The sequence below is a fragment of the Vreelandella sp. EE27 genome (assembly GCF_968206495.1).
This window is the reverse complement of sequence record NZ_OZ309109.1, coordinates 3,834,572-3,851,793: the sequence shown is the minus strand read 5'-3', so window position 1 is coordinate 3,851,793 and position 17,222 is coordinate 3,834,572. Positions and strand designations below refer to the sequence as shown.

Below are 17,222 nucleotides of genomic sequence, written 5' to 3'. Positions count from 1 at the left end.
ATTTGAGTTGCAGGAGAGAACGATGAGCGACGTTTATTTGTGCCACCCCCGCCGCACCGCGGTCGGCCGCTTCGGCGGCACCCTGGCGCCGGTTCGCCCGGACGATATGGCCGCAACGATTTTCAAGGCGGTGCTTCAAGAGGCGCCGAGCCTCGACCCGGCGGCCATCGAAGAAGTCTTCATGGGCTGCGCCAACCAGGCCGGCGAAGACAACCGCAACGTGGCGCGCATGTCGTCGCTTTTGGCGGGCATTCCCACCTCGGTGCCCGGCACCACCATGAACCGGCTGTGCGGCTCGGGCATGGACGCCGTGGGCACCGCGTTTCGCGCCATTAAAGCCGGGGAAATGGCACTCGCGCTTGCCGGCGGCGTGGAGTCGATGTCCCGCGCCCCTTATGTCATGGGCAAGGCCGACAGCGCTTTTTCCCGCGGTCAGAAAATCGAAGACACCACCATCGGCTGGCGCTTCGTGAACCCGGTCATGAAAAAGTCTTTCGGTATCGACTCCATGCCGGAGACCGCGGAAAACGTCGCCGAGCAGTTCGATATTGCCCGGGAAGATCAGGACGCCTTCGCGCTGCGCTCTCAGCAAAAAGCCGCCGCGGCGCAAAAGGCCGGCCGCTTCGCCCGCGAAATCACCGCCATCGAGATCCCCCGGCGTAAGCAGGACCCGCTGATTTTCGACACCGACGAGCACCCGCGGGAAACGACGCTTGAGAAGCTCGCTGGCCTTCCAACCCCGTTTCGCGAAGGCGGCAGCGTCACCGCAGGTAACGCCTCCGGGGTGAACGACGGCGCCGCTGCCATGCTGGTGGCAAGCGAAGCCGCCGTGAAGCAGCACGGCCTGACGCCCATGGCGAAGATCGTCGGCATGGCCACCGCCGGGGTCGAGCCCCGCATCATGGGCTATGGCCCGGTACCGGCGGTGAAGAAACTGCTCGCGCGTACCGGCATTTCCCTCGACGATATCGACGTCATCGAGCTCAACGAGGCGTTCGCGTCCCAGTCGCTGGCCTGTATGCGCGATCTGGGACTCAAAGACGACGACCCGCGCGTGAACCCGAACGGTGGGGCGATTGCGCTGGGGCACCCGCTGGGCATGTCCGGCGCGCGGCTTTTGCTCACCGCCGCTTATGAGCTTCAAAATAGCGGCAAGCGCTACGCACTCTGCACCATGTGTGTCGGCGTCGGCCAGGGTATTGCCACGCTGATCGAACGCGTTTAACGGAGGCCACCATGGCGTTTCATACGATTAATGGCCGCAGCGTTGCCTATCGGCTGCTCGGCTCGCAAGCCAATCCGCTGGTGGTGCTGGCTCACCCTTTGGGCATGAGCCAGGCCGTGTGGGACGACGTGATACCCACGCTGCTCCCCCGCTACCGCGTACTGACCTGGGATCTGCCCGGCCACGGCGCCAGCCAAGCGGTCAACGACGCCAGGGTCAGCCCTGCCGATCTGGCCCAGGAAGCCTTGGCGCTGGCAGAGCTTGCCGGCGCGCGGCGTTTTCACTTCGTGGGCACCTCGATCGGCGGCGTCGTGGGCCAGCAGTTGATCGCCGAGCATGGCGATCAACTGCTCTCCGCGACCCTCACCAATACCGGTGCGGTGATCGGTAACCCGGATTTATGGAACACCCGCGCCGGCCGCGTGCGTGAAGAGGGGCTCGAGGTCATGGCAAAGGAGATCGTCCCGCGCTGGTTCGCGCCCCAGGCGTTCGAGGCGAGCCCCGCCCTCAAAGCGGGCTGGTGTGTCCAGATGGGCCGCGGTGATGACGAATCCTACGCCCAGCTTTGTGAGATGCTGGGCCGCGATACCTTCACCGGCCGGCTGGCCGGCAAGCGCGCCAATGTGCACCTGCTTGGCGGAAGCGAAGACCTCGCGACGCCGCCGGCGACCCTCGAGGCCCTCTCAAAAGAACTCGGCGGTGCACCGCTCGAGGTTTTTGACGGCGTAGGCCATGTGCCGTCGGTCGAGGCGCCGGCGCGCTTTGCCGAGACACTTCTGAGCGTCATGGCGATAGCGCTTGGCGATGTGGCCAACGAAGGCGTGGCCTACGCCACCGGTCTTGAAACCCGCAAGCAGGTGCTGGGCGAGGCGCATGTCGAGCGTTCCACCGCCAACGCCAACAGCCTGGATGCGCCCTTCCAGCAGATGATCACGCGGCTGGCCTGGGGCGAGCTCTGGAGCAACGAGGACCTAACGCGGCGCGAGCGCAGCATGATCACCACCGCCATTTTGGCAGCACTCGGCCGTGAAGAGCTGACGCTGCACCTGAAAACCGCTCAACGTATCGGTTTGAGCGAGGCCGAGCTGCGCCAGGTGTTGATGCACGTGGCGATCTACGCCGGCGTACCGGCGGCCAATCACGCCTTTGCCCTGGCCAAGGAGCTTGGCTGGGGTGAGGGGTAGCCAATCTTTCGTCAGTCGTTCTTAATAACAATTCAATGAACCCCAAGGAGCCACGCCATGACGCCTGTTCAACTGTTAATCGACGGCCAGACCTGCCCGGCCTCTCAGAACGCCACGTTTACGCGCAACAACCCGTTGAGTGGTGAGGCGGTGTCCGAGGTGTCGGCGGCGTCGCTCGAGGACGTGACGCGCACGGCCGAGGCGGCGCAGCGCGCGTTCAAGACCTGGTCGCAGGTCGGCCCGAGCGAGCGCCGGGCGAAGCTCAACAAGGCCGCCGACCTGATGGAGGCGCGCCGAGAGGCGTTCGTCGACGCCATGGTCGACGAGACCGGCGCCACGCCGGGCTGGGCCGGGTTCAACGTCATGGTGGCCGCAAACGTGTTGCGCGAATCGGCGGCGCTGACGACCCAGATCCAGGGGGAGGTGATCCCCTCCAATGTGCCGGATAACCTGGCCATGAGTGTCCGGGTGCCCTGCGGTGTGGTGGTGGGTATCGCGCCCTGGAATGCGCCGATCATCCTCGGCACCCGCGCCATCGCTGGGCCGCTTGCCTGCGGCAACAGCGTGATCCTCAAGGCCTCTGAGATGTGCCCGCACACCCACGCGCTGATCGGCGAGGTGCTCGATGAGGCGGGTCTGGGCGACGGCGTGGTCAATGTCATCCACAACGACCCGGCACAGGCGGCGGACGTGGTCAGCGCGCTGATCGCGCATCCGGCGGTGCGGCGCATCAACTTCACCGGCTCCACCCACGTGGGGCGGATCATCGCCGAGCAAGCGGCCAAACATTTAAAGCCCGTGCTGCTCGAGCTGGGCGGCAAGGCGCCGTTTTTGGTGCTCGATGATGCGGACATCGACGCGGCGGTGGAGGCGGCGGCCTTCGGTGCCTTCTTCAACCAGGGCCAGATCTGCATGTCCACGGAGCGCTTGATCGTCGATGACGCCGTGGCTGATGAGTTTGCCGAGAAGCTCGCGGCGAAGGCGAAAACGCTGCGCGCCGGCGACCCGCGCGACGACAGCAACGCCCTGGGCACGCTGGTGGCCGCCGCCGCTGGCGACAAGCTCAATGCGTTGATCGACGACGCGACCGGCAAGGGCGCGCGGCTCGCGTGTGGCGGCAAGGCCGAGGGCGTGGTGATGCAGCCCACGCTGTTGGATAACGTGACCGCCGAGATGCGCCTCTACGCAGAGGAGTCCTTCGGGCCGCTGGTGGCCATGATGCGCGTCAAGGGCGAAGAGGAGGCGATTCGCATCGCCAACGACAGCGAGTACGGCCTTTCCGGGGCGGTCTTCACCCGGGACAGCGCCCGCGGGCTGCGCGTGGCGGGGCAGGTCGTCACCGGCATTTGCCACATCAACGCGCCCACGGTGCACGACGAGCCGCAGATGCCCTTCGGCGGCGTCAAAAGCAGCGGCTACGGCCGTTTCGGCGGCAAGGCGGTGATCGAGGAGTTCACCGACCTGCGCTGGATGACGCTACAGACCGGGCCGCGCCACTACCCGATCTGATACCTGCATCATTAGCTATCTTTGAGTCACGACCCTGAAAGCGGCGCCTTGTGCGCCGCTTTTTTGGGCCGGGCCGCCGCGAGGCTACGCTCGTTGTGCGGCGGTCACGGCGTCGATGACGGTAGCGCAGAACCAGCGCTGGGACGCCGCGCTGCGGGGTTGAGCATGCCAGTGCAGCGCGACCTCGAAGCTCGGCACCGCGAAGGGCAGCTCATGGACCCGGAGCCTGGCATCAGCAAAGCGCGCGGCGATCTGAAGGGGCAAAATCGCGATGAGATCGCTGCCTTGCAGAACCTGGGGGAGCACCGAGAAGTGCGAAAGCGACAGGCTCACCTTGCGCTCGATACCGCGCTGCGCCATGACCTCCTCGACCAGGTCGTGGCCCGACGAGGAGGCGATCGACACGTGCCGACCGTGGACGAACCGCTCGATGCTCAAGTCGCCGTCGGCCGCGCCGCCTTGCCGGTCGAGCAGGCAGACGTAGCGATCCTCGAGCAGCACGTGCTTGTCGATATCGGCGCCGCCGAGCGCCCGGCTGCAGATCACCGCATTGACCTTGCCGGTGGTCAGCCACTCCCGCGCCTTGTCGATCTCCAGCGGAACCACGTCGAGCTCAGCCTGGGGCGCCTGGGCGTAGAAGGCTTTCAAAATGGCGGGCAGCAGTGCCATTTCGCCCAGGTCGGTCAGCGCGAGGCGAAAACGGAGTTTGCAGTGCTCGGGCGTGAAGTGGCGGCTGGCGTCGATGGTGTCGTTGATCTGGCGCATGGCCTCTTTCAGCGACGGATAGAGCTGGCGCGCGACCGTGGTGGGCTCCATCCCCTGGGCGGTGCGCACGAACAGCCGGTCGTCGAACAGCTCTCTTAGCCGATTCAAGGCGTAGCTGACCGACGGCTGGGTGACGTGCAGCTTTTCGGCGGTCAGCGTCACGCTGCCGGTTTCATGCAGCATCAGGAAGGTGCGAATCAGGTTCAGATCGACCTGCGCCATAACTATAAGCCTCATCTATTTTTATAAGAAATATTATTGATTTGATCAATTATAGGCGAGCCCGCTAGGTTGGATGCAAGACATCCAACAAGGAGCAGCCGATGCCCAGCGTCCACGCCACAACCTACGCGCTCTTGCGCCGCCAGGGGATCACCAGGATCTTCGGCAACCCAGGCTCCAACGAACTGCCGTTTCTCAAGGGCATGCCGGAGGACTTCGAGTACATTTTAGGGCTTCACGAGGGGGTGGTGGCCGGCATGGCGGATGGCTACGCGCTGGCAAGCGGCAAGCCCGCCTTCGTGAACCTGCACGCCGCGGCGGGCACGGGCAACGCCATGGGCGCGCTGACCAACGCCTGGTATTCCCACTCGCCGCTGGTGCTCACCGCCGGCCAGCAGGCGCGCTCGATGATCGGCGTCGAGTCGATGCTCGCCAATGTCGACGCGCCGCAGCTTCCCCGGCCACTGGTCAAGTGGAGCTATGAGCCGTCCTGCGCCGAAGACACGCCGCGGGCGCTGAGCCAGGCAATTCACAGCGCGAGCGCGCCGCCCAGGGGGCCGGTCTACGTCTCCATTCCCCACGACGACTGGGAGCGCGAGGCCGGCGAGGAGGCACGCCACCTGCTGGAGCGCGAGGTGCGCCATGCCAGTGCGCCGCAGGTGGGGCAGGTCGAGCGTCTGGCCGGGCGGCTTCAGGCGGCGGTGAACCCGGTGCTGGTACTCGGCCCGGAGGTCGACGCCGAACAGGCAAGCGCGCTGGCCGTCGAGCTTGCCGAGCGCCTGAAAATGCCGGTATGGGTGGCGCCGTCGGCGTCGCGCTGCCCATTTCCCAACCGCCACCCCTGCTTTCGCGGCGTGTTGCCCGCGGCCATCGCCGGGATCAGTGAGCAGCTCGAGGGCCATGATCTGGTCATCGTCGTGGGCGCGCCGGTGTTTCGCTATCACAAGTACGCGCCAGGGCACTACCTGCCGGATGGGGCCCGCCTTATACACGTTACCTCCGATGCGGACGAGGCCGCCCGAGCGCCAGTGGGGGAGGCCTACGTAGGCAGTGTGCACGGCATGCTCGAGGCGCTCTTGCCGCGTCTCGAGGCAAGCAGCCGCGCGATGCCCGAAGCGCTACCGACACCGGGCGCCGTGCAGGACGAGCAGGACCGAATGGCGCCGGCTAACGTGTTCGAAGCGGTGAACGCGCTGGCGCCCAAGGATGCCATCTACGTCAAGGAGGCCACCTCGACGGTGGAAATCTTCTGGGAGCGGGTCGAGATGCGCCACCCCGGTAGCTACTTCTTCCCCGCCGCCGGCGGGCTCGGCTTTGGTTTGCCGGCGGCGGTCGGTGTCCAGCTCGCCAAACCCGAGCGCCAGGTGATTGGCCTGGTCGGCGACGGCTCGGCCAACTACGCCATCACGGCCCTCTGGAGCGCGGCCCAGTACCGCGTCCCGGTGATCTTCATCATTCTCAAGAATGGCACCTACGGCGCCCTGCGCGGCTTTGCCCGGCACATGCAGGTGGATGACGCCCCGGGGCTCGACGTGCCCGATATCGACTTCTGCGCGCTGGCCGAAGGTTACGGCGTAAAGGCCGTATGCGCCACGAACCGCGAGGATTTGGAAGCCGCGCTGACGAAGGGCCTTGGCATGGATACTCCGCTGCTGATCGAGGTGCCTACGCTCCAGACCTAAACATGGGCGCCACCACGCTTTCGCAACTCGCTCGACAATGACTTTCGCTCGACAATGACCATCGCTTGATAATGACAACAAGAGGACGACCTCATGAAACGCGCCATCTCACTCAACCTGCTGGCCGCCTGCGTCGCCACCGCGTCCTTCGGCGCCCAGGGCGAAACGCTGCGAATGTCCCACTTCTGGCCTTCGGCCTCCGCCGTCCATAAGGAGATTTTCGAAACCTGGGCGCAGAGCGTCGAACAGGCCTCCCAGGGCGAGCTCGACGTTCAGATATTTCCCTCTGGCACGCTAAGCAAGCCGGACCATGCCTACCAGGGCGCGGTGAACGGCGTCTCGGACATCGCCGCCTCGCTTCAGGGTTACACCTCCGGTCGCTTCCCGCTCTCCGAGATCGTGCAGCTGCCGGGGGTCTCCAGCAGTGCACCGCAAGGCTCGTGCATTCTCCAGACGCTCTTCGACGAAGACCTGATCGCCAGCGAGTACGAGGACGTCAAGGTGCTGTTTTTGTTCACCACCGGGCCGGCGTACCTGCATACGCGCAGCACCGAAATCGAGTCGCCTTCGGATCTGGCGGGGCTGCGTATCCGTCGGCCGAGCGACGTCGCCGGTGAGATGCTCTCGAGCCTGGGGGCGGATCCGCTGGGCATGCCGGCGCCGGATATTTATACCTCGCTGCAGCGCGGCGTCATGGATGGTTTGAGCTTTCCCTGGGAGGCGATGCGCGTGTTCGGGATCAATGAGCTGGTCGACTACCACCTGGAGGTGCCCTACTACTCGGGGGCGGTCATGGCGGTCATGAATCGTGATGCCTATGAGGGGTTGAGCGATGATATGCGCGCGGTGATCGACCAGCACAGCGGTATGGAATGGTCCCAGGTGGCCGGTGAGGTGTATCACCAGCTCGATGCGGTGGGCCGTGAAGAAGCGCTGGAGCAGGGCGATACCATCCACACCGTCGAAGACCCCTTGAACGACCCCGAATGGGCAGGGCCGCTGGAAGAGGGCACCGAGCGCTACCTGACGCGGCTCGAACAGCGCGGCCTGGATAACGCCCGCGAGGTCCATGAGCGCGCCTTGAGCCTGCGCGACGAGTGTGCAGAGTGAATCGCGTGGTTTCCTTGCGCGGGTGAATCGGCGAAGGTAGGGGCTTTCCTTTCGCGGATGGAGAGCCATGCTGAACGCTCGCATCAAACTGCGCCACCTGATGGCGTTTCTCGAAGTGGCCAAGCGGCGCAGCTTCGCCCGCGCCGCCGAGGCGCTGGCGATCAGCCAGCCGGGCATTTCCAAGGCGATACGCGAACTCGAGGAGATTCTCGAGACGCCGCTTTTCGAGCGCGCATCCCAGGGGGTGTCGCTCACCCAGGCGGGGCTGACGCTGCTGCGCCACGCCGGCCCCGCCATGCGCGCGCTGGACGAAGGGGTGGGCGCCATTGGCGATGCCCACCGTGGCAAGCGCTGGCTGCGCGTGGGCGCGCTTTCCACCGTCGAGAGCCGGCTGCTGCCGGTAGCGATCCAGCGCTGGCATAGCGCGCCGCCGCCGGGCCAGGGCGATACCTGTGTCTCGGTGGTGAGCGGGGCCAGCGCCTATCTGCTGTCGCGGCTGCGTTTGGGCGAGCTGGACATGGTGGTGGGCCGCATGACCGAAGCGCGGGAGATCGGGGATCTTTACTTCGAGCACCTCTACTATGAGCCTTTGGTTATCGTTGCACGGCAGGCGCACCCCCTGGCGGCGCTCTCTTCGGTGGCCGCCGAGCAATTGATTGCCTACCCGTGGGCGTTGCCGCCACCCCAGACCACGCTGCGCCAGCAGGTCGATAGTTTCTGTGTACGCCACGCCATCACCTTGCCGGCGCTGCTGCTGGAAACCCTCTCGCTGCCGGTCAGCCACCGCTACACTCTGGAGAGCGACGCGCTTTGGATCGCCCCGCGGGAAGCGGTGGTCGGGGAGCTCGAAAAAGGGGAGCTCGTCGAAATCGCGCTGCCCTTCGAAGCCCAGGGGGGCTCGGTGGGGATCTGCACCAACGCGAGCATGGAAAAGTCGATGACCCGGGATGCGTTCTGCGAAACGTTGCGCCAGGTCGCGGCGCAGCGCATTCAACCAAGGTCTTAGTGGTCATAACCCATGGGTTATGGGCGGACATGACTCTTCAATTGGCAAGGGTGGGGCGACGCGCCACACTCGTAGCTTACCGGCGCAAGAGCGGCCGGTGCTTACAACGTCATCAAGAGCTTCGCCCATGACCCATAATCATAAACGCTTCGTGACCCGCGACCGTAACTGGCACCCCCCTGCCTACGCCCCCGGCTACAAGACCTCGGTGGCGCGCTCGCCCCAGCAGGCGCTGATGAGTCTGCAGCAGCCCACCGCCTCGGAGCTGACCGGCCCGGACTTCAGCCACCTGCACATGGGCCGTTTCGATAACGACCTGCTGATGAATTTCACCCAGGGCGAAGGGTTGCCCCAGGGCGAACGGATCATCATGTATGGCCGCGTGGTCGACCAGTTCGGCAAGCCCGTGCCCCACACGTTGGTGGAAATGTGGCAGGCCAACGCCGGCGGGCGCTACCGGCACAAGAAAGATGCCTACTTGGCGCCGCTGGACCCCCATTTTGGCGGCGTGGGTCGCTGTCTGACCGACGACCAGGGCTTTTACCGTTTCCGCACCATCAAGCCCGGCCCCTACCCCTGGCCCAACGACGTGAACAGCTGGCGCCCGGCGCACATTCACGTCTCGGTGATGGGGCCGTCGATCTCGACGCGGCTGATTACCCAGATGTATTTCGAGGGCGACCCGCTGATTCCGCTTTGCCCCATCGTTCATACGCTGAACGACCCGGAGGCGGTCGAAACGATGATCGGGCGGCTGGACATGGCCCAGAGCCGGCCGATGGATTGCCTTGCGTACCGCTTCGATATCGTGGTGCGCGGCGAACTCCAAACCTATTTCGAAAACCAGTGAGGCGGGGGAGACCATCATGAAACAGCCTAACACCCAGCCGACCAGCGAGCTGATGCTGCGCGAAACCGCCTCGCAGACTGCCGGCCCTTATGTGCACATCGGCCTGGCGCCTGCCGCCGCCGGCAATCCCGAGCGCGACGAAGAAATCTGGAACGAGATGGCCGGGCCGGATGCCAAGGGCGAGCATATCGAGATCGTCGGCACCGTCATCGACGGCAACGGTGACCCGGTGCGCGATGCCTTTTTGGAGGCTTGGCAGGCCGACGCCGACGGTCATTATCAAATGAATTACGATTTACGTAATGTATTCAATAGCTTCGGGCGCACCGCTACGATCGCCGAGCAACAGGGCGAGTGGTTGTTCAAGACCGTCAAGCCGGGCGCCGTCGTTCACCCCAGCGGCACGCCGATGGCCCCGCACATCAATCTGGCGGTGTTTGCTCGGGGCATCAATATTCAGCTGCAGACGCGCCTCTATTTCGACGATGAGGCTGAGGCCAACCGCGCATGTCCGGTGCTCTCGCGGGTCGAGTCGGACCAGCGCCGTCAGACGCTGATCGCCAAGCGCGAGGAGCACGACGGCATCACTCGTTACCGTTTCGACATCCACCTGCAGGGGCCGCAAGAGACGATTTTCTTCGACTTCTAGTCGCCCTGGCTGGCTTGCCGAGTAAACGAAAAAGCGCCGGGCTTGCCCGGCGCTTTTGCTTTGCGAAAATCCAACTGGCCACGGCCCGCCGTTCGGCCGCTAGGTATCGCTGGTCGCGCATTCCGTTTTGAGTGCCATCGCGGCGTCGTACACTTGCTGGGCGTTGCCGCCGACCTCGTCGATGTAACCGTCGATGGTCTCCTGCAGCACCGGCCCCCAATCCGGATCCTCGAGCGCATCCTCGATAGCGATGAACGTATGGCCCGCCTCGACGGCCTCCTGGCGGCCCTGCTCAATTAAAGTGTCGTAGACCTCGGCGGCGCGCATCGACCAGGCCATGCCACTATGCTCGTCCACCACCTGGCGAAGCTCTTCCGGCAGATTGTCGTAGTTGCGCTGGTTCATGACTGCGAACAGCGACAGATCATAAAGCGGCACTTCGGTGTGGTAGTTGGCCAGTTCGTTGAGGCGGAAGGTTTTCATGCCCTCCCAGTTGAAGCTCAGGCCATCCACCACGCCGCGCTGCATGGCGGTGAACACATCCGGGGCGGGCATGCCCACGGCCTGGGCGCCCAAACGCTCCATCATGTCACCCACGACCGGGGTGGGGCGTCGCAGTCTCAAGCCCGCCAGGTCGTCTGGCTTTTCAATTTGGCGCTCCTTGGTATGCAGGTAGCCCGGGCCGGTGGTGAAGAAGAACAGCGGATGCGTATCGGCGTACTCGTCGTCCAGGTGGCCCTGCTCATAAAGCGATTGCAGAATGCAGGCGCCTTCGTGCGCACTCGAGGAGACGCCGGGCAGCTCGACGATCTGGGTCAGCGGAAAGCGCCCGGCGGTGTAGCCCTGAGCGGATGAACCGATATCCGCAATCCCTCGCCCGGTGCTCTCGTAGGTTTGTGCGGATTTGGCCAGTGTCTGGCTGGGAAAGACCTCGACATTGAGCTCGCCGTTGGAAGCCTCGTTGATGCTTTCGGCCCAGGTCTGAAAAAGCGCGCGGTCGATCATCGAGCCGCCGGGCCATACGTGGGCCAAGCGAAGCGTCGTTTGCGCCTCTACGGCGGCGGGCAGTAAAACCAGCGCGCTCATCAGTGCGGCGCGGGTCACGGTCGTCGGGGTTTTTTTCATTATAGTTATCCTTTTGTCTATCCAGAGAAACCAGGGGCGTTGGAACTCTTAAAGATCCAATACCAATACACTGCTTTTAGCACGCGAACAGCACGGCGTGAACTGGTCATTGGCCGCGTGCTCATGATCTTCCAGATAAAGGTCGCGATGATCCGGCTCGCCCTCCAGTACACGGGTCAGGCAGGTGCCGCACACGCCTTGTTCGCAGGAGACCATGACCTCGATGCCGTTTTCGGCGAGCACCTGGTGTACCGTCTTGTCCGCGGGTACGGTGAAGCTTTGACCGCTGCTGGCGATACGCACCTCGAAGCTTCCATCGTCGTCGCTCGATGTCTCGGCGCCGCTGAAATACTCGGTATGCACCCGGTCATCCGGCCAGCCATCGGCCTTGCAGGCGGTCAGGACGGCGTCGATGAAGCCCTTGGGGCCGCAGACGTAGACGTGGGTATCCGGATCCGGCTGGCCGAGCAGCGTCTCGAGGTTCAGGTGTTGGCTTGGCTCGCCATCATCGAAGTGAAAGTGCACCCGCTCGGCGAACGCGGACGCCTTCAGGCGCTGGTAGAACGCGGTTCTTTCCTGCGATCGGGTGCAGTAGTGGAGCTCGAACTCCCCGTCGGTGTGCGCTAGGCGTTCGGCCATGCAGAGCAGCGGCGTGATGCCGATACCGCCGGCCAGCAGCAGGGTGCGTTTGGCAGGTTCCAGGGGGAAGTGGTTCTTGGGCGCGCTGATCTGCACCAGCTCGCCCACCTGTAGCTCGTCGTGCATGGCGGTGGAGCCGCCGCGGGAGGCCGGGTCGCGCAGCACGCCGATCAGGTAGCGCGCGCGGTCGTCCGAGTGGTTGCAAAGCGAATACTGGCGGATGAGTCCCTCTTTGACGCGCACATCGATATGCGCGCCGGCGCTAAAGGCCGGGAGCTCCCGGCCGTGCGGATCAGCGAGTTCGAGCGTGACGATATCGAGCGCTTCCTCGTGGCGTGCCTTGACCTCCACGATCAGCGAAGGGGCCGTATGGCTCATGCGCTCGCCTCCACCGCCGTTTCACGCTCCTCGGTGAGGATGCGGTCGATGATCCGGCGCGCCTGTACACCGCCGCCGTCGATATTGAGCTTCAGCAACTGCCGCTCGGGGTAGGCGAGCAGGTTGCGCTGCTGCGCTTCGAGCATCTCGAGGTCTTCTTCGAAGATCTTGCCTTGGCCTTCGCGGATCCTCTCGGTCAATGCCTGATCTTCGGGTTTGAAGTTGCGCGCCATGCCCCAGAAGTACCAGATCGAGGTGTCCGATTCCGGGGTGATGAAGTCCACCACGATGCTCGAGGCTTTCTTGTCCGCCGGTGCGTCGACGCCGCCGTTGCCCGCGTGGGCGACCCCGACTTCGATCAGCACGTGGCTTGGTGGGGTGAAGCGACAAATTTGCCAGCGGTCCACCGGCACGTCGTCGGCCAGGCCGTTGCCGCGCAGCGCCGCCTGCCAGAACGGCGGTGCGGAGATGTTTTCCATTTGGCGGCTGGTGATGACCTCGTCGCCATTCGTTTTGGTGTCGGGAGCGGATTCCTCGATCTCGGGCTGGCCGATACTCGAGGCGTGCACGTAGGTCTCGTGGGTCAGGTCCATGAGGTTGTCGATCATCAGCCGATATTCACAGCCGATGTGGTAAAGACCACCGCCGTAGGCCCACTCGGGATTATCCGCCCACTCGAGAACCGGGATGAGGTCGGCGTCGGCCTTGTCCGGGTCGCCGGGCCAGATCCAGATAAAGCCATAGCGCTCCTCGACCGGGTAGGACGTGACGCTGGGGAAGCCGCGTACGCGCTGGCCGGGCATGCTGTCGCACTTGCCACTACAGTTCATTTCCAGGCCGTGGTAGCCGCACACCAGCTTGCCGTCGCGCACGAACCCGAGAGAGAGCGGCGCGCCGCGGTGGGGGCAGAAGTCTTCCATGGCGGCCACGCGGCCTTCGTCACCGCGGAAGAACACGAGTTGCTTGTTGCAGATGGTTCGTCCTAGCGGCTTGCCGTCCAGTTCATCAGGCGTGCAGGCGACGTACCAGGTATTCAATGGGTAGGGAGCTTGTTGCGTCACGGTGATATCCTCTTTGAAGTTTTCTTTTTTATTGGATCCAAAGTAAAGGGCATGAGTGATTTGGTGGTCAACCCATACTTTGGTTTAGCCTGCTCGCTGAGTGGGGCTAAAGGCTGTTGATATAGGGACGCATTGATGAGTAGCAACGATAAAAGCGTTGCCAGCCGGCTTCGTAAATTGATCGAGGAAGGGGACTACCCGCAAGGTGAACGGCTGGGCGAAGAGGCCGTCGCCGAGCATCTGGGGGTCTCGAGAACGCCTGTGCGCCTGGCGTTCAGGAGCCTGGAGCAGGAAGGGCTACTCAAGCGGGCGGGTAAACGCGGTTTTATGGTGCGCGAGTTTACCGAGGACGACATTCACTGCGCCGTCGAGGTTCGTGGCGTTTTGGAGGGTTTGGCCGCGCGGCGCCTGGCCGAGCGGGGCGTATCGGAAGAGCAGCGCCGTGAGTTGTTCTTTTGGATCCAAAAAGGGCGAGAGGTGATCGAGAAGGGATCTTTGAGCGAAGCCGATATCGAGTGTTGGATCGAACTCAATTACCGTTTTCATGAAAAGATCGTGAATTCAGCCGGTAGTAGTGTCATTGGCGATGCCATTGCGCGTAACAACCACCTGCCCTTCGCGGCCGCGGCCTCCATCGTGATCGATGACAGTGAATTGATCCGTGAATTTAGAAAGTTGCAATTGGCCCAGCTGCATCACGAGCTTATTTATCAGGCGCTTGAAAACGGCGAGGGGGCGCGTGTCGAAATGTTGATGCGCGAGCACGCTTTGATTGGTATCCGCTATGCAGAACGCTTCTGACCCACTGCTTGGCGTCGCTCACCAGGCGCCTGTGCCCAAAGGATTTTACAAAAAAGTAGACCAAGGTCGATTAGCTCTGAGGGGATTAGTGGATTAAGGTTGTTTTCATAAAACGAACTAATATTCGTTATGCGAACAAGTGCGTTCTACTGACTGGACTGGAGCTTCTCATGAAAGCAATTTTCACTCGGTGTGCGATTGCCGCCACCATTGCGGGTCTCTCGATGGCCTCAGCCCAGGCGGCCACCACGCTACGTATGGCCCACTTCTGGCCAGGCGCATCCGGCGTCAATGAAGACGTTCTGCAAGCCTGGGCCGATACCATTGCCGAAGAGTCCGACGGCGATCTGACGGTCCAGATGTTCCCCTCGGGGACGCTTGCCAAGCCCGATTCCATCTACGAAGCGGCGGCCAACGGTATTACCGATATCGGGGCGACGGCGCAGGGGTACACGGCGGGCCGTTTCCCGCTTTCTCAAATCGTCGAGCTACCCGGTGTTGCCAACTCGGCGACCCAAGGCGCGTGCGTACTGCAAACCCTCTATGACGATGGCCATCTGGATAGCGAGTATGAAGATACGCGCCCGCTTTTCATGTTCACCACCGGGCCTGGCGGTATCCACACCATCGATACCGATGTTCAAACCCCCGCTGACCTGGAAGGCCTGCGTATCCGCCGCCCGACCGCCGTTGCCGGTCAAATGCTGGAGAACATGGGCGCAAGCCCGGTCGGGATGCCAGCGCCGGATATCTATACCTCCATGCAGCGCGGCGTGATCGATGGTTTGAGCTTCCCCTGGGAGGGCCTTGCAGGCTTTCGTATCAACGAGTTGGTGAGCTATCACACCGAAGTGCCGTTTTATACGCTGGTGTTCGTCGCCACGATGAATCAGCGCGCTTACGAGCGTCTTTCTCCCGAACAGCAGGCGGTGATCGACGATAATTCGGGCATGAAGTGGGCCCAGAAGGCCGGTGAAGTATTCGATCGCCTGGACGTAGAAGGCAAGCAAGAGGCCGTCGACGCGGGACACACCATTCGCGAAATCGAGAACCCGCTCGAGCACCCCGATTGGCAGGGCCCGCTGGAAGCCGGTATCGAAACGTATCTGAGTCAGCTCGAAGAGCGTGGGTTGAGCCAGGCACGCGAGGTTTACGAGGCAGCGTTGAGCGCCAGCGCCGACTGCGCCGCACGCCAGGAGTAATGAATGCAGACTTCCCTGGAAAGGGCCAGCCATGGGCTGGCCCTGTTATGCCGTGTCATTGCCGGGATCGCCCTGGTGGCGCTGCTGATGGTCACGATTGCGGATGTCAGCACCCGCTATCTGTACCGGTTGACGGACGGCGCGTTCGCGCTGCGTGTCAGCGGCAGTGTGGAGCTTGTGAGCTATCTCATGCTGTGCTCCTTGCTGGCCGCCATGGCCGCCAACGTCGAAAAAAGCCAGGTCGTGGTCGAGGCTTTTTCACACCGTCTGCCCGCCTGGATGAAAAACCGACTTCATGGGGTTTATCTGTTCGGCTTTGCCGCCCTGGGGCTGGTGCTGTTCACCGGGCTTTTGGATTCGGCGGCAGCGGCGTCGCGACACGGAGAGGTAACCCAGGATTTACGCCTGCCCATGGGGCCCATTTATTACGCCGCGGCCGCCATGAGCCTGATGCTGGGTATTCGCAGCGCCCTGCATGCTTTGCTGGGTGCGCTCTTTGGCGCTGAAGGAGACGTTGCCCATGGGGAGTGAAATGATCGGGGCCATAGGCCTTGGGCTACTGCTGGTCCTTATGGTGCTGCGGGTGCCCGTCGCGTTGACCATGCTGGTGATCGGAGTGGGCGGTTTTGCGTGGATCATTAGCTGGGACGCCGCCATCGCGCAGCTGAAAACCGTGCCCATCGAAGTGCTTTCGAACTACAGCTTCAGTGCCGTGCCCATGTTCATCTTGATGGGCGTACTGGCCGCGCATTCGGGCATGGCGGGCAAGCTTTTCGATGCCACGCGCACGATCTGCGGGGGCTGGAAAGGGGGGCTGGCGATCGCCGCGGTGGGGTCGTGCGGGGTGTTTTCGGCCATTTCGGGATCGTCGCTTGCCACGGCGAGCACCATGACCCGGGTGGCCCTGCCGGAAATGGAACGCTATGGCTATAACCGGGGTCTTGCGACCGGCGCTCTTGCCGCTGGCGGCACCTTAGGCATCATGATTCCGCCCAGCATTGCCCTGCTGATCTACGCGATTTTAACCGAGCAGTCCGTTGGTGACATGTTCATGGCCGGACTCATTCCCGGCCTGATGGGGCTTGTGATGTACGCCCTGACGGTGACGGTGATGATGCGCCTGCGCCCCCAGCTGGCGGTAGCCGGCGAGCCGACCACCTGGCGGGCGAAGCTGGGCTCGATCTCCGGGCTGCTGCCTTTCTTCGCCGTGTTTTTGGTGATGATTCTGGGGATCTATTTCGGCCTTTTTACCCCGACCGAAGGCGCAAGCGTGGGGGCATTCGCCACGCTTTTGTACGCTTTCTATAAAGGGATGCGCCTGGTCGGTTTATGGCGAAGCCTGCAAGAAACGCTGGCGCTTTCGGCGGTCGTTTTCTTCATGCTGGTGGGTGCCGAGACGCTGGGTTATTTCATCTCGGTCTCGCGGATCTCTTTCTCGATCAGCGATTTTTTGATGGGCGTGGATCTGGCACCCATCGCGATCGTGCTCTGTATCCTGCTGCTCTATTTCGTGCTGGGCATGTTCATGGATTCGATCGCCATGCTGGTGATCACGGTGCCCGTGGTGTATCCCATTATTCAGGCACTGGGTATCGATCCGGTTTGGTTCGGGATTATTACCGTGTTGACCGTGGAGCTTGGGTTGATCACCCCGCCGGTGGGAATGAACGTATTCGTGATCAAGGCCATGGCGCCTCATGTGGGCCTTGGTGAGATTTTCAAAGGCGTTGCGCCGTTTATTGTCTCGGACTTCATCCGCCTGGCGCTTTTGATCGCATTCCCTGTCTTGAGCACGTTTTTCCTGCTCTAATCTT

General features: G+C 63.1%; 16 protein-coding genes. 12 read left to right on the top strand and 4 right to left on the bottom strand.

Annotated elements, in window-relative coordinates; translation table 11 throughout:
* Positions 1-22: 22 nt before the first annotated feature.
* The 3 genes from pcaF to ACWHVV_RS17990 are packed head-to-tail and all read left to right on the top strand — an operon-like array spanning position 23 to position 3,918.
* Positions 23-1,225: a 3-oxoadipyl-CoA thiolase gene (pcaF, locus tag ACWHVV_RS18000; protein ID WP_447927441.1), complete on the top strand. Its 1,203-nt coding sequence runs from the start codon at positions 23-25 to the stop codon at positions 1,223-1,225.
* A gap of 11 nt (positions 1,226-1,236) precedes the next feature.
* A complete protein-coding gene (locus ACWHVV_RS17995) occupies positions 1,237-2,409 on the top strand; it encodes an alpha/beta fold hydrolase (protein ID WP_447927440.1) in 1,173 nt (390 codons plus the stop codon).
* A 57-nt stretch (positions 2,410-2,466) separates the two neighbouring features.
* Positions 2,467-3,918, top strand: a complete 1,452-nt coding sequence (locus tag ACWHVV_RS17990) for an aldehyde dehydrogenase (protein ID WP_447927439.1) — start codon at positions 2,467-2,469, stop codon at positions 3,916-3,918.
* Positions 3,919-4,002: 84 nt separating this feature from the next.
* Here the strand turns inward: ACWHVV_RS17990 and ACWHVV_RS17985 are convergent, their stop codons facing one another.
* The gene (locus ACWHVV_RS17985; RefSeq protein WP_447927438.1) at positions 4,003-4,905 is read right to left on the bottom strand and encodes a LysR family transcriptional regulator; all 903 of its coding nucleotides are present in this window, start codon (positions 4,903-4,905) and stop codon (positions 4,003-4,005) included.
* Between the two features lie 101 nt (positions 4,906-5,006).
* Between ACWHVV_RS17985 and mdlC the strand changes: the two genes are divergently transcribed.
* The 5 genes from mdlC (at position 5,007) to pcaG (ending at position 10,202) form a co-directional block, all read left to right on the top strand.
* Positions 5,007-6,587, top strand: a complete 1,581-nt coding sequence (gene mdlC / locus ACWHVV_RS17980; RefSeq protein WP_447927437.1) for a benzoylformate decarboxylase — start codon at positions 5,007-5,009, stop codon at positions 6,585-6,587.
* Positions 6,588-6,680: 93 nt separating this feature from the next.
* Entirely contained in the window at positions 6,681-7,697 is a 1,017-nt protein-coding gene (locus ACWHVV_RS17975; RefSeq protein ID WP_447927436.1) for a TRAP transporter substrate-binding protein, read from the top strand.
* 67 nt (positions 7,698-7,764) lie between these two features.
* Entirely contained in the window at positions 7,765-8,703 is a 939-nt protein-coding gene (pcaQ, locus tag ACWHVV_RS17970) for a pca operon transcription factor PcaQ (RefSeq protein WP_447927435.1), read from the top strand.
* A 127-nt stretch (positions 8,704-8,830) separates the two neighbouring features.
* Positions 8,831-9,553 (top strand): protocatechuate 3,4-dioxygenase subunit beta, encoded by a 723-nt coding sequence (pcaH, locus tag ACWHVV_RS17965; RefSeq protein ID WP_447927434.1) that lies wholly within the window; start codon positions 8,831-8,833, stop codon positions 9,551-9,553.
* Between the two features lie 16 nt (positions 9,554-9,569).
* Complete coding sequence (gene pcaG, locus ACWHVV_RS17960; protein WP_447927433.1) at positions 9,570-10,202, top strand: protocatechuate 3,4-dioxygenase subunit alpha; 633 nt, start codon at positions 9,570-9,572, stop codon at positions 10,200-10,202.
* 99 nt (positions 10,203-10,301) lie between these two features.
* Here the strand turns inward: pcaG and ACWHVV_RS17955 are convergent, their stop codons facing one another.
* Genes ACWHVV_RS17955 through ACWHVV_RS17945 form a run of 3 tightly spaced genes read right to left on the bottom strand, consistent with a single transcriptional unit; the run spans position 10,302 to position 13,405 of the window.
* A complete protein-coding gene (locus ACWHVV_RS17955) occupies positions 10,302-11,327 on the bottom strand; it encodes a TRAP transporter substrate-binding protein (RefSeq protein WP_447927432.1) in 1,026 nt (341 codons plus the stop codon).
* 48 nt (positions 11,328-11,375) lie between these two features.
* Positions 11,376-12,344, bottom strand: a complete 969-nt coding sequence (locus tag ACWHVV_RS17950; protein ID WP_447927431.1) for a PDR/VanB family oxidoreductase — start codon at positions 12,342-12,344, stop codon at positions 11,376-11,378.
* Positions 12,341-13,405 carry an aromatic ring-hydroxylating dioxygenase subunit alpha gene (locus tag ACWHVV_RS17945; protein ID WP_447927430.1) on the bottom strand — a complete coding sequence of 355 codons (1,065 nt, stop codon included), beginning with the start codon at positions 13,403-13,405 and terminating at the stop codon, positions 12,341-12,343. Before ACWHVV_RS17945 ends, ACWHVV_RS17950 begins: the two co-directional genes overlap by 4 nt.
* Before the next feature lie 135 nt (positions 13,406-13,540).
* On the opposite strand from ACWHVV_RS17945, the gene ACWHVV_RS17940 reads away from it, so the two are divergent.
* The 4 genes from ACWHVV_RS17940 to ACWHVV_RS17925 all read left to right on the top strand — a co-directional run bounded on the left by ACWHVV_RS17940 (position 13,541) and on the right by ACWHVV_RS17925 (position 17,218).
* A complete protein-coding gene (locus ACWHVV_RS17940) occupies positions 13,541-14,206 on the top strand; it encodes a GntR family transcriptional regulator (protein WP_447927429.1) in 666 nt (221 codons plus the stop codon).
* Between the two features lie 170 nt (positions 14,207-14,376).
* Entirely contained in the window at positions 14,377-15,408 is a 1,032-nt protein-coding gene (locus ACWHVV_RS17935) for a TRAP transporter substrate-binding protein (protein ID WP_447927428.1), read from the top strand.
* Between the two features lie 3 nt (positions 15,409-15,411).
* A complete protein-coding gene (locus ACWHVV_RS17930) occupies positions 15,412-15,939 on the top strand; it encodes a TRAP transporter small permease (protein WP_447927427.1) in 528 nt (175 codons plus the stop codon).
* Positions 15,929-17,218 carry a TRAP transporter large permease gene (locus tag ACWHVV_RS17925; RefSeq protein WP_447927426.1) on the top strand — a complete coding sequence of 430 codons (1,290 nt, stop codon included), beginning with the start codon at positions 15,929-15,931 and terminating at the stop codon, positions 17,216-17,218. The genes ACWHVV_RS17930 and ACWHVV_RS17925 overlap by 11 nt, the downstream gene beginning before the upstream one ends.
* The last annotated feature ends 4 nt before the right edge of the window (positions 17,219-17,222 follow it).

Excerpts from the sequence above, each read along its gene's own strand:
- pcaF (WP_447927441.1), top strand. The coding sequence starts at position 23 with ATGAGCGACGTTTATTTGTGCCACCCCCGCCGCACCGCGGTCGGCCGC.
- ACWHVV_RS17995 (WP_447927440.1), top strand. The coding sequence starts at position 1,237 with ATGGCGTTTCATACGATTAATGGCCGCAGCGTTGCCTATCGGCTGCTC.
- ACWHVV_RS17990 (WP_447927439.1), top strand. The coding sequence starts at position 2,467 with ATGACGCCTGTTCAACTGTTAATCGACGGCCAGACCTGCCCGGCCTCT.
- ACWHVV_RS17985 (WP_447927438.1), bottom strand. The coding sequence starts at position 4,905 with ATGGCGCAGGTCGATCTGAACCTGATTCGCACCTTCCTGATGCTGCAT.
- mdlC (WP_447927437.1), top strand. The coding sequence starts at position 5,007 with ATGCCCAGCGTCCACGCCACAACCTACGCGCTCTTGCGCCGCCAGGGG.
- ACWHVV_RS17975 (WP_447927436.1), top strand. The coding sequence starts at position 6,681 with ATGAAACGCGCCATCTCACTCAACCTGCTGGCCGCCTGCGTCGCCACC.
- pcaQ (WP_447927435.1), top strand. The coding sequence starts at position 7,765 with ATGCTGAACGCTCGCATCAAACTGCGCCACCTGATGGCGTTTCTCGAA.
- pcaH (WP_447927434.1), top strand. The coding sequence starts at position 8,831 with ATGACCCATAATCATAAACGCTTCGTGACCCGCGACCGTAACTGGCAC.
- pcaG (WP_447927433.1), top strand. The coding sequence starts at position 9,570 with ATGAAACAGCCTAACACCCAGCCGACCAGCGAGCTGATGCTGCGCGAA.
- ACWHVV_RS17955 (WP_447927432.1), bottom strand. The coding sequence starts at position 11,327 with ATGAAAAAAACCCCGACGACCGTGACCCGCGCCGCACTGATGAGCGCG.
- ACWHVV_RS17950 (WP_447927431.1), bottom strand. The coding sequence starts at position 12,344 with ATGAGCCATACGGCCCCTTCGCTGATCGTGGAGGTCAAGGCACGCCAC.
- ACWHVV_RS17940 (WP_447927429.1), top strand. The coding sequence starts at position 13,541 with ATGAGTAGCAACGATAAAAGCGTTGCCAGCCGGCTTCGTAAATTGATC.
- ACWHVV_RS17935 (WP_447927428.1), top strand. The coding sequence starts at position 14,377 with ATGAAAGCAATTTTCACTCGGTGTGCGATTGCCGCCACCATTGCGGGT.
- ACWHVV_RS17930 (WP_447927427.1), top strand. The coding sequence starts at position 15,412 with ATGCAGACTTCCCTGGAAAGGGCCAGCCATGGGCTGGCCCTGTTATGC.
- ACWHVV_RS17925 (WP_447927426.1), top strand. The coding sequence starts at position 15,929 with ATGGGGAGTGAAATGATCGGGGCCATAGGCCTTGGGCTACTGCTGGTC.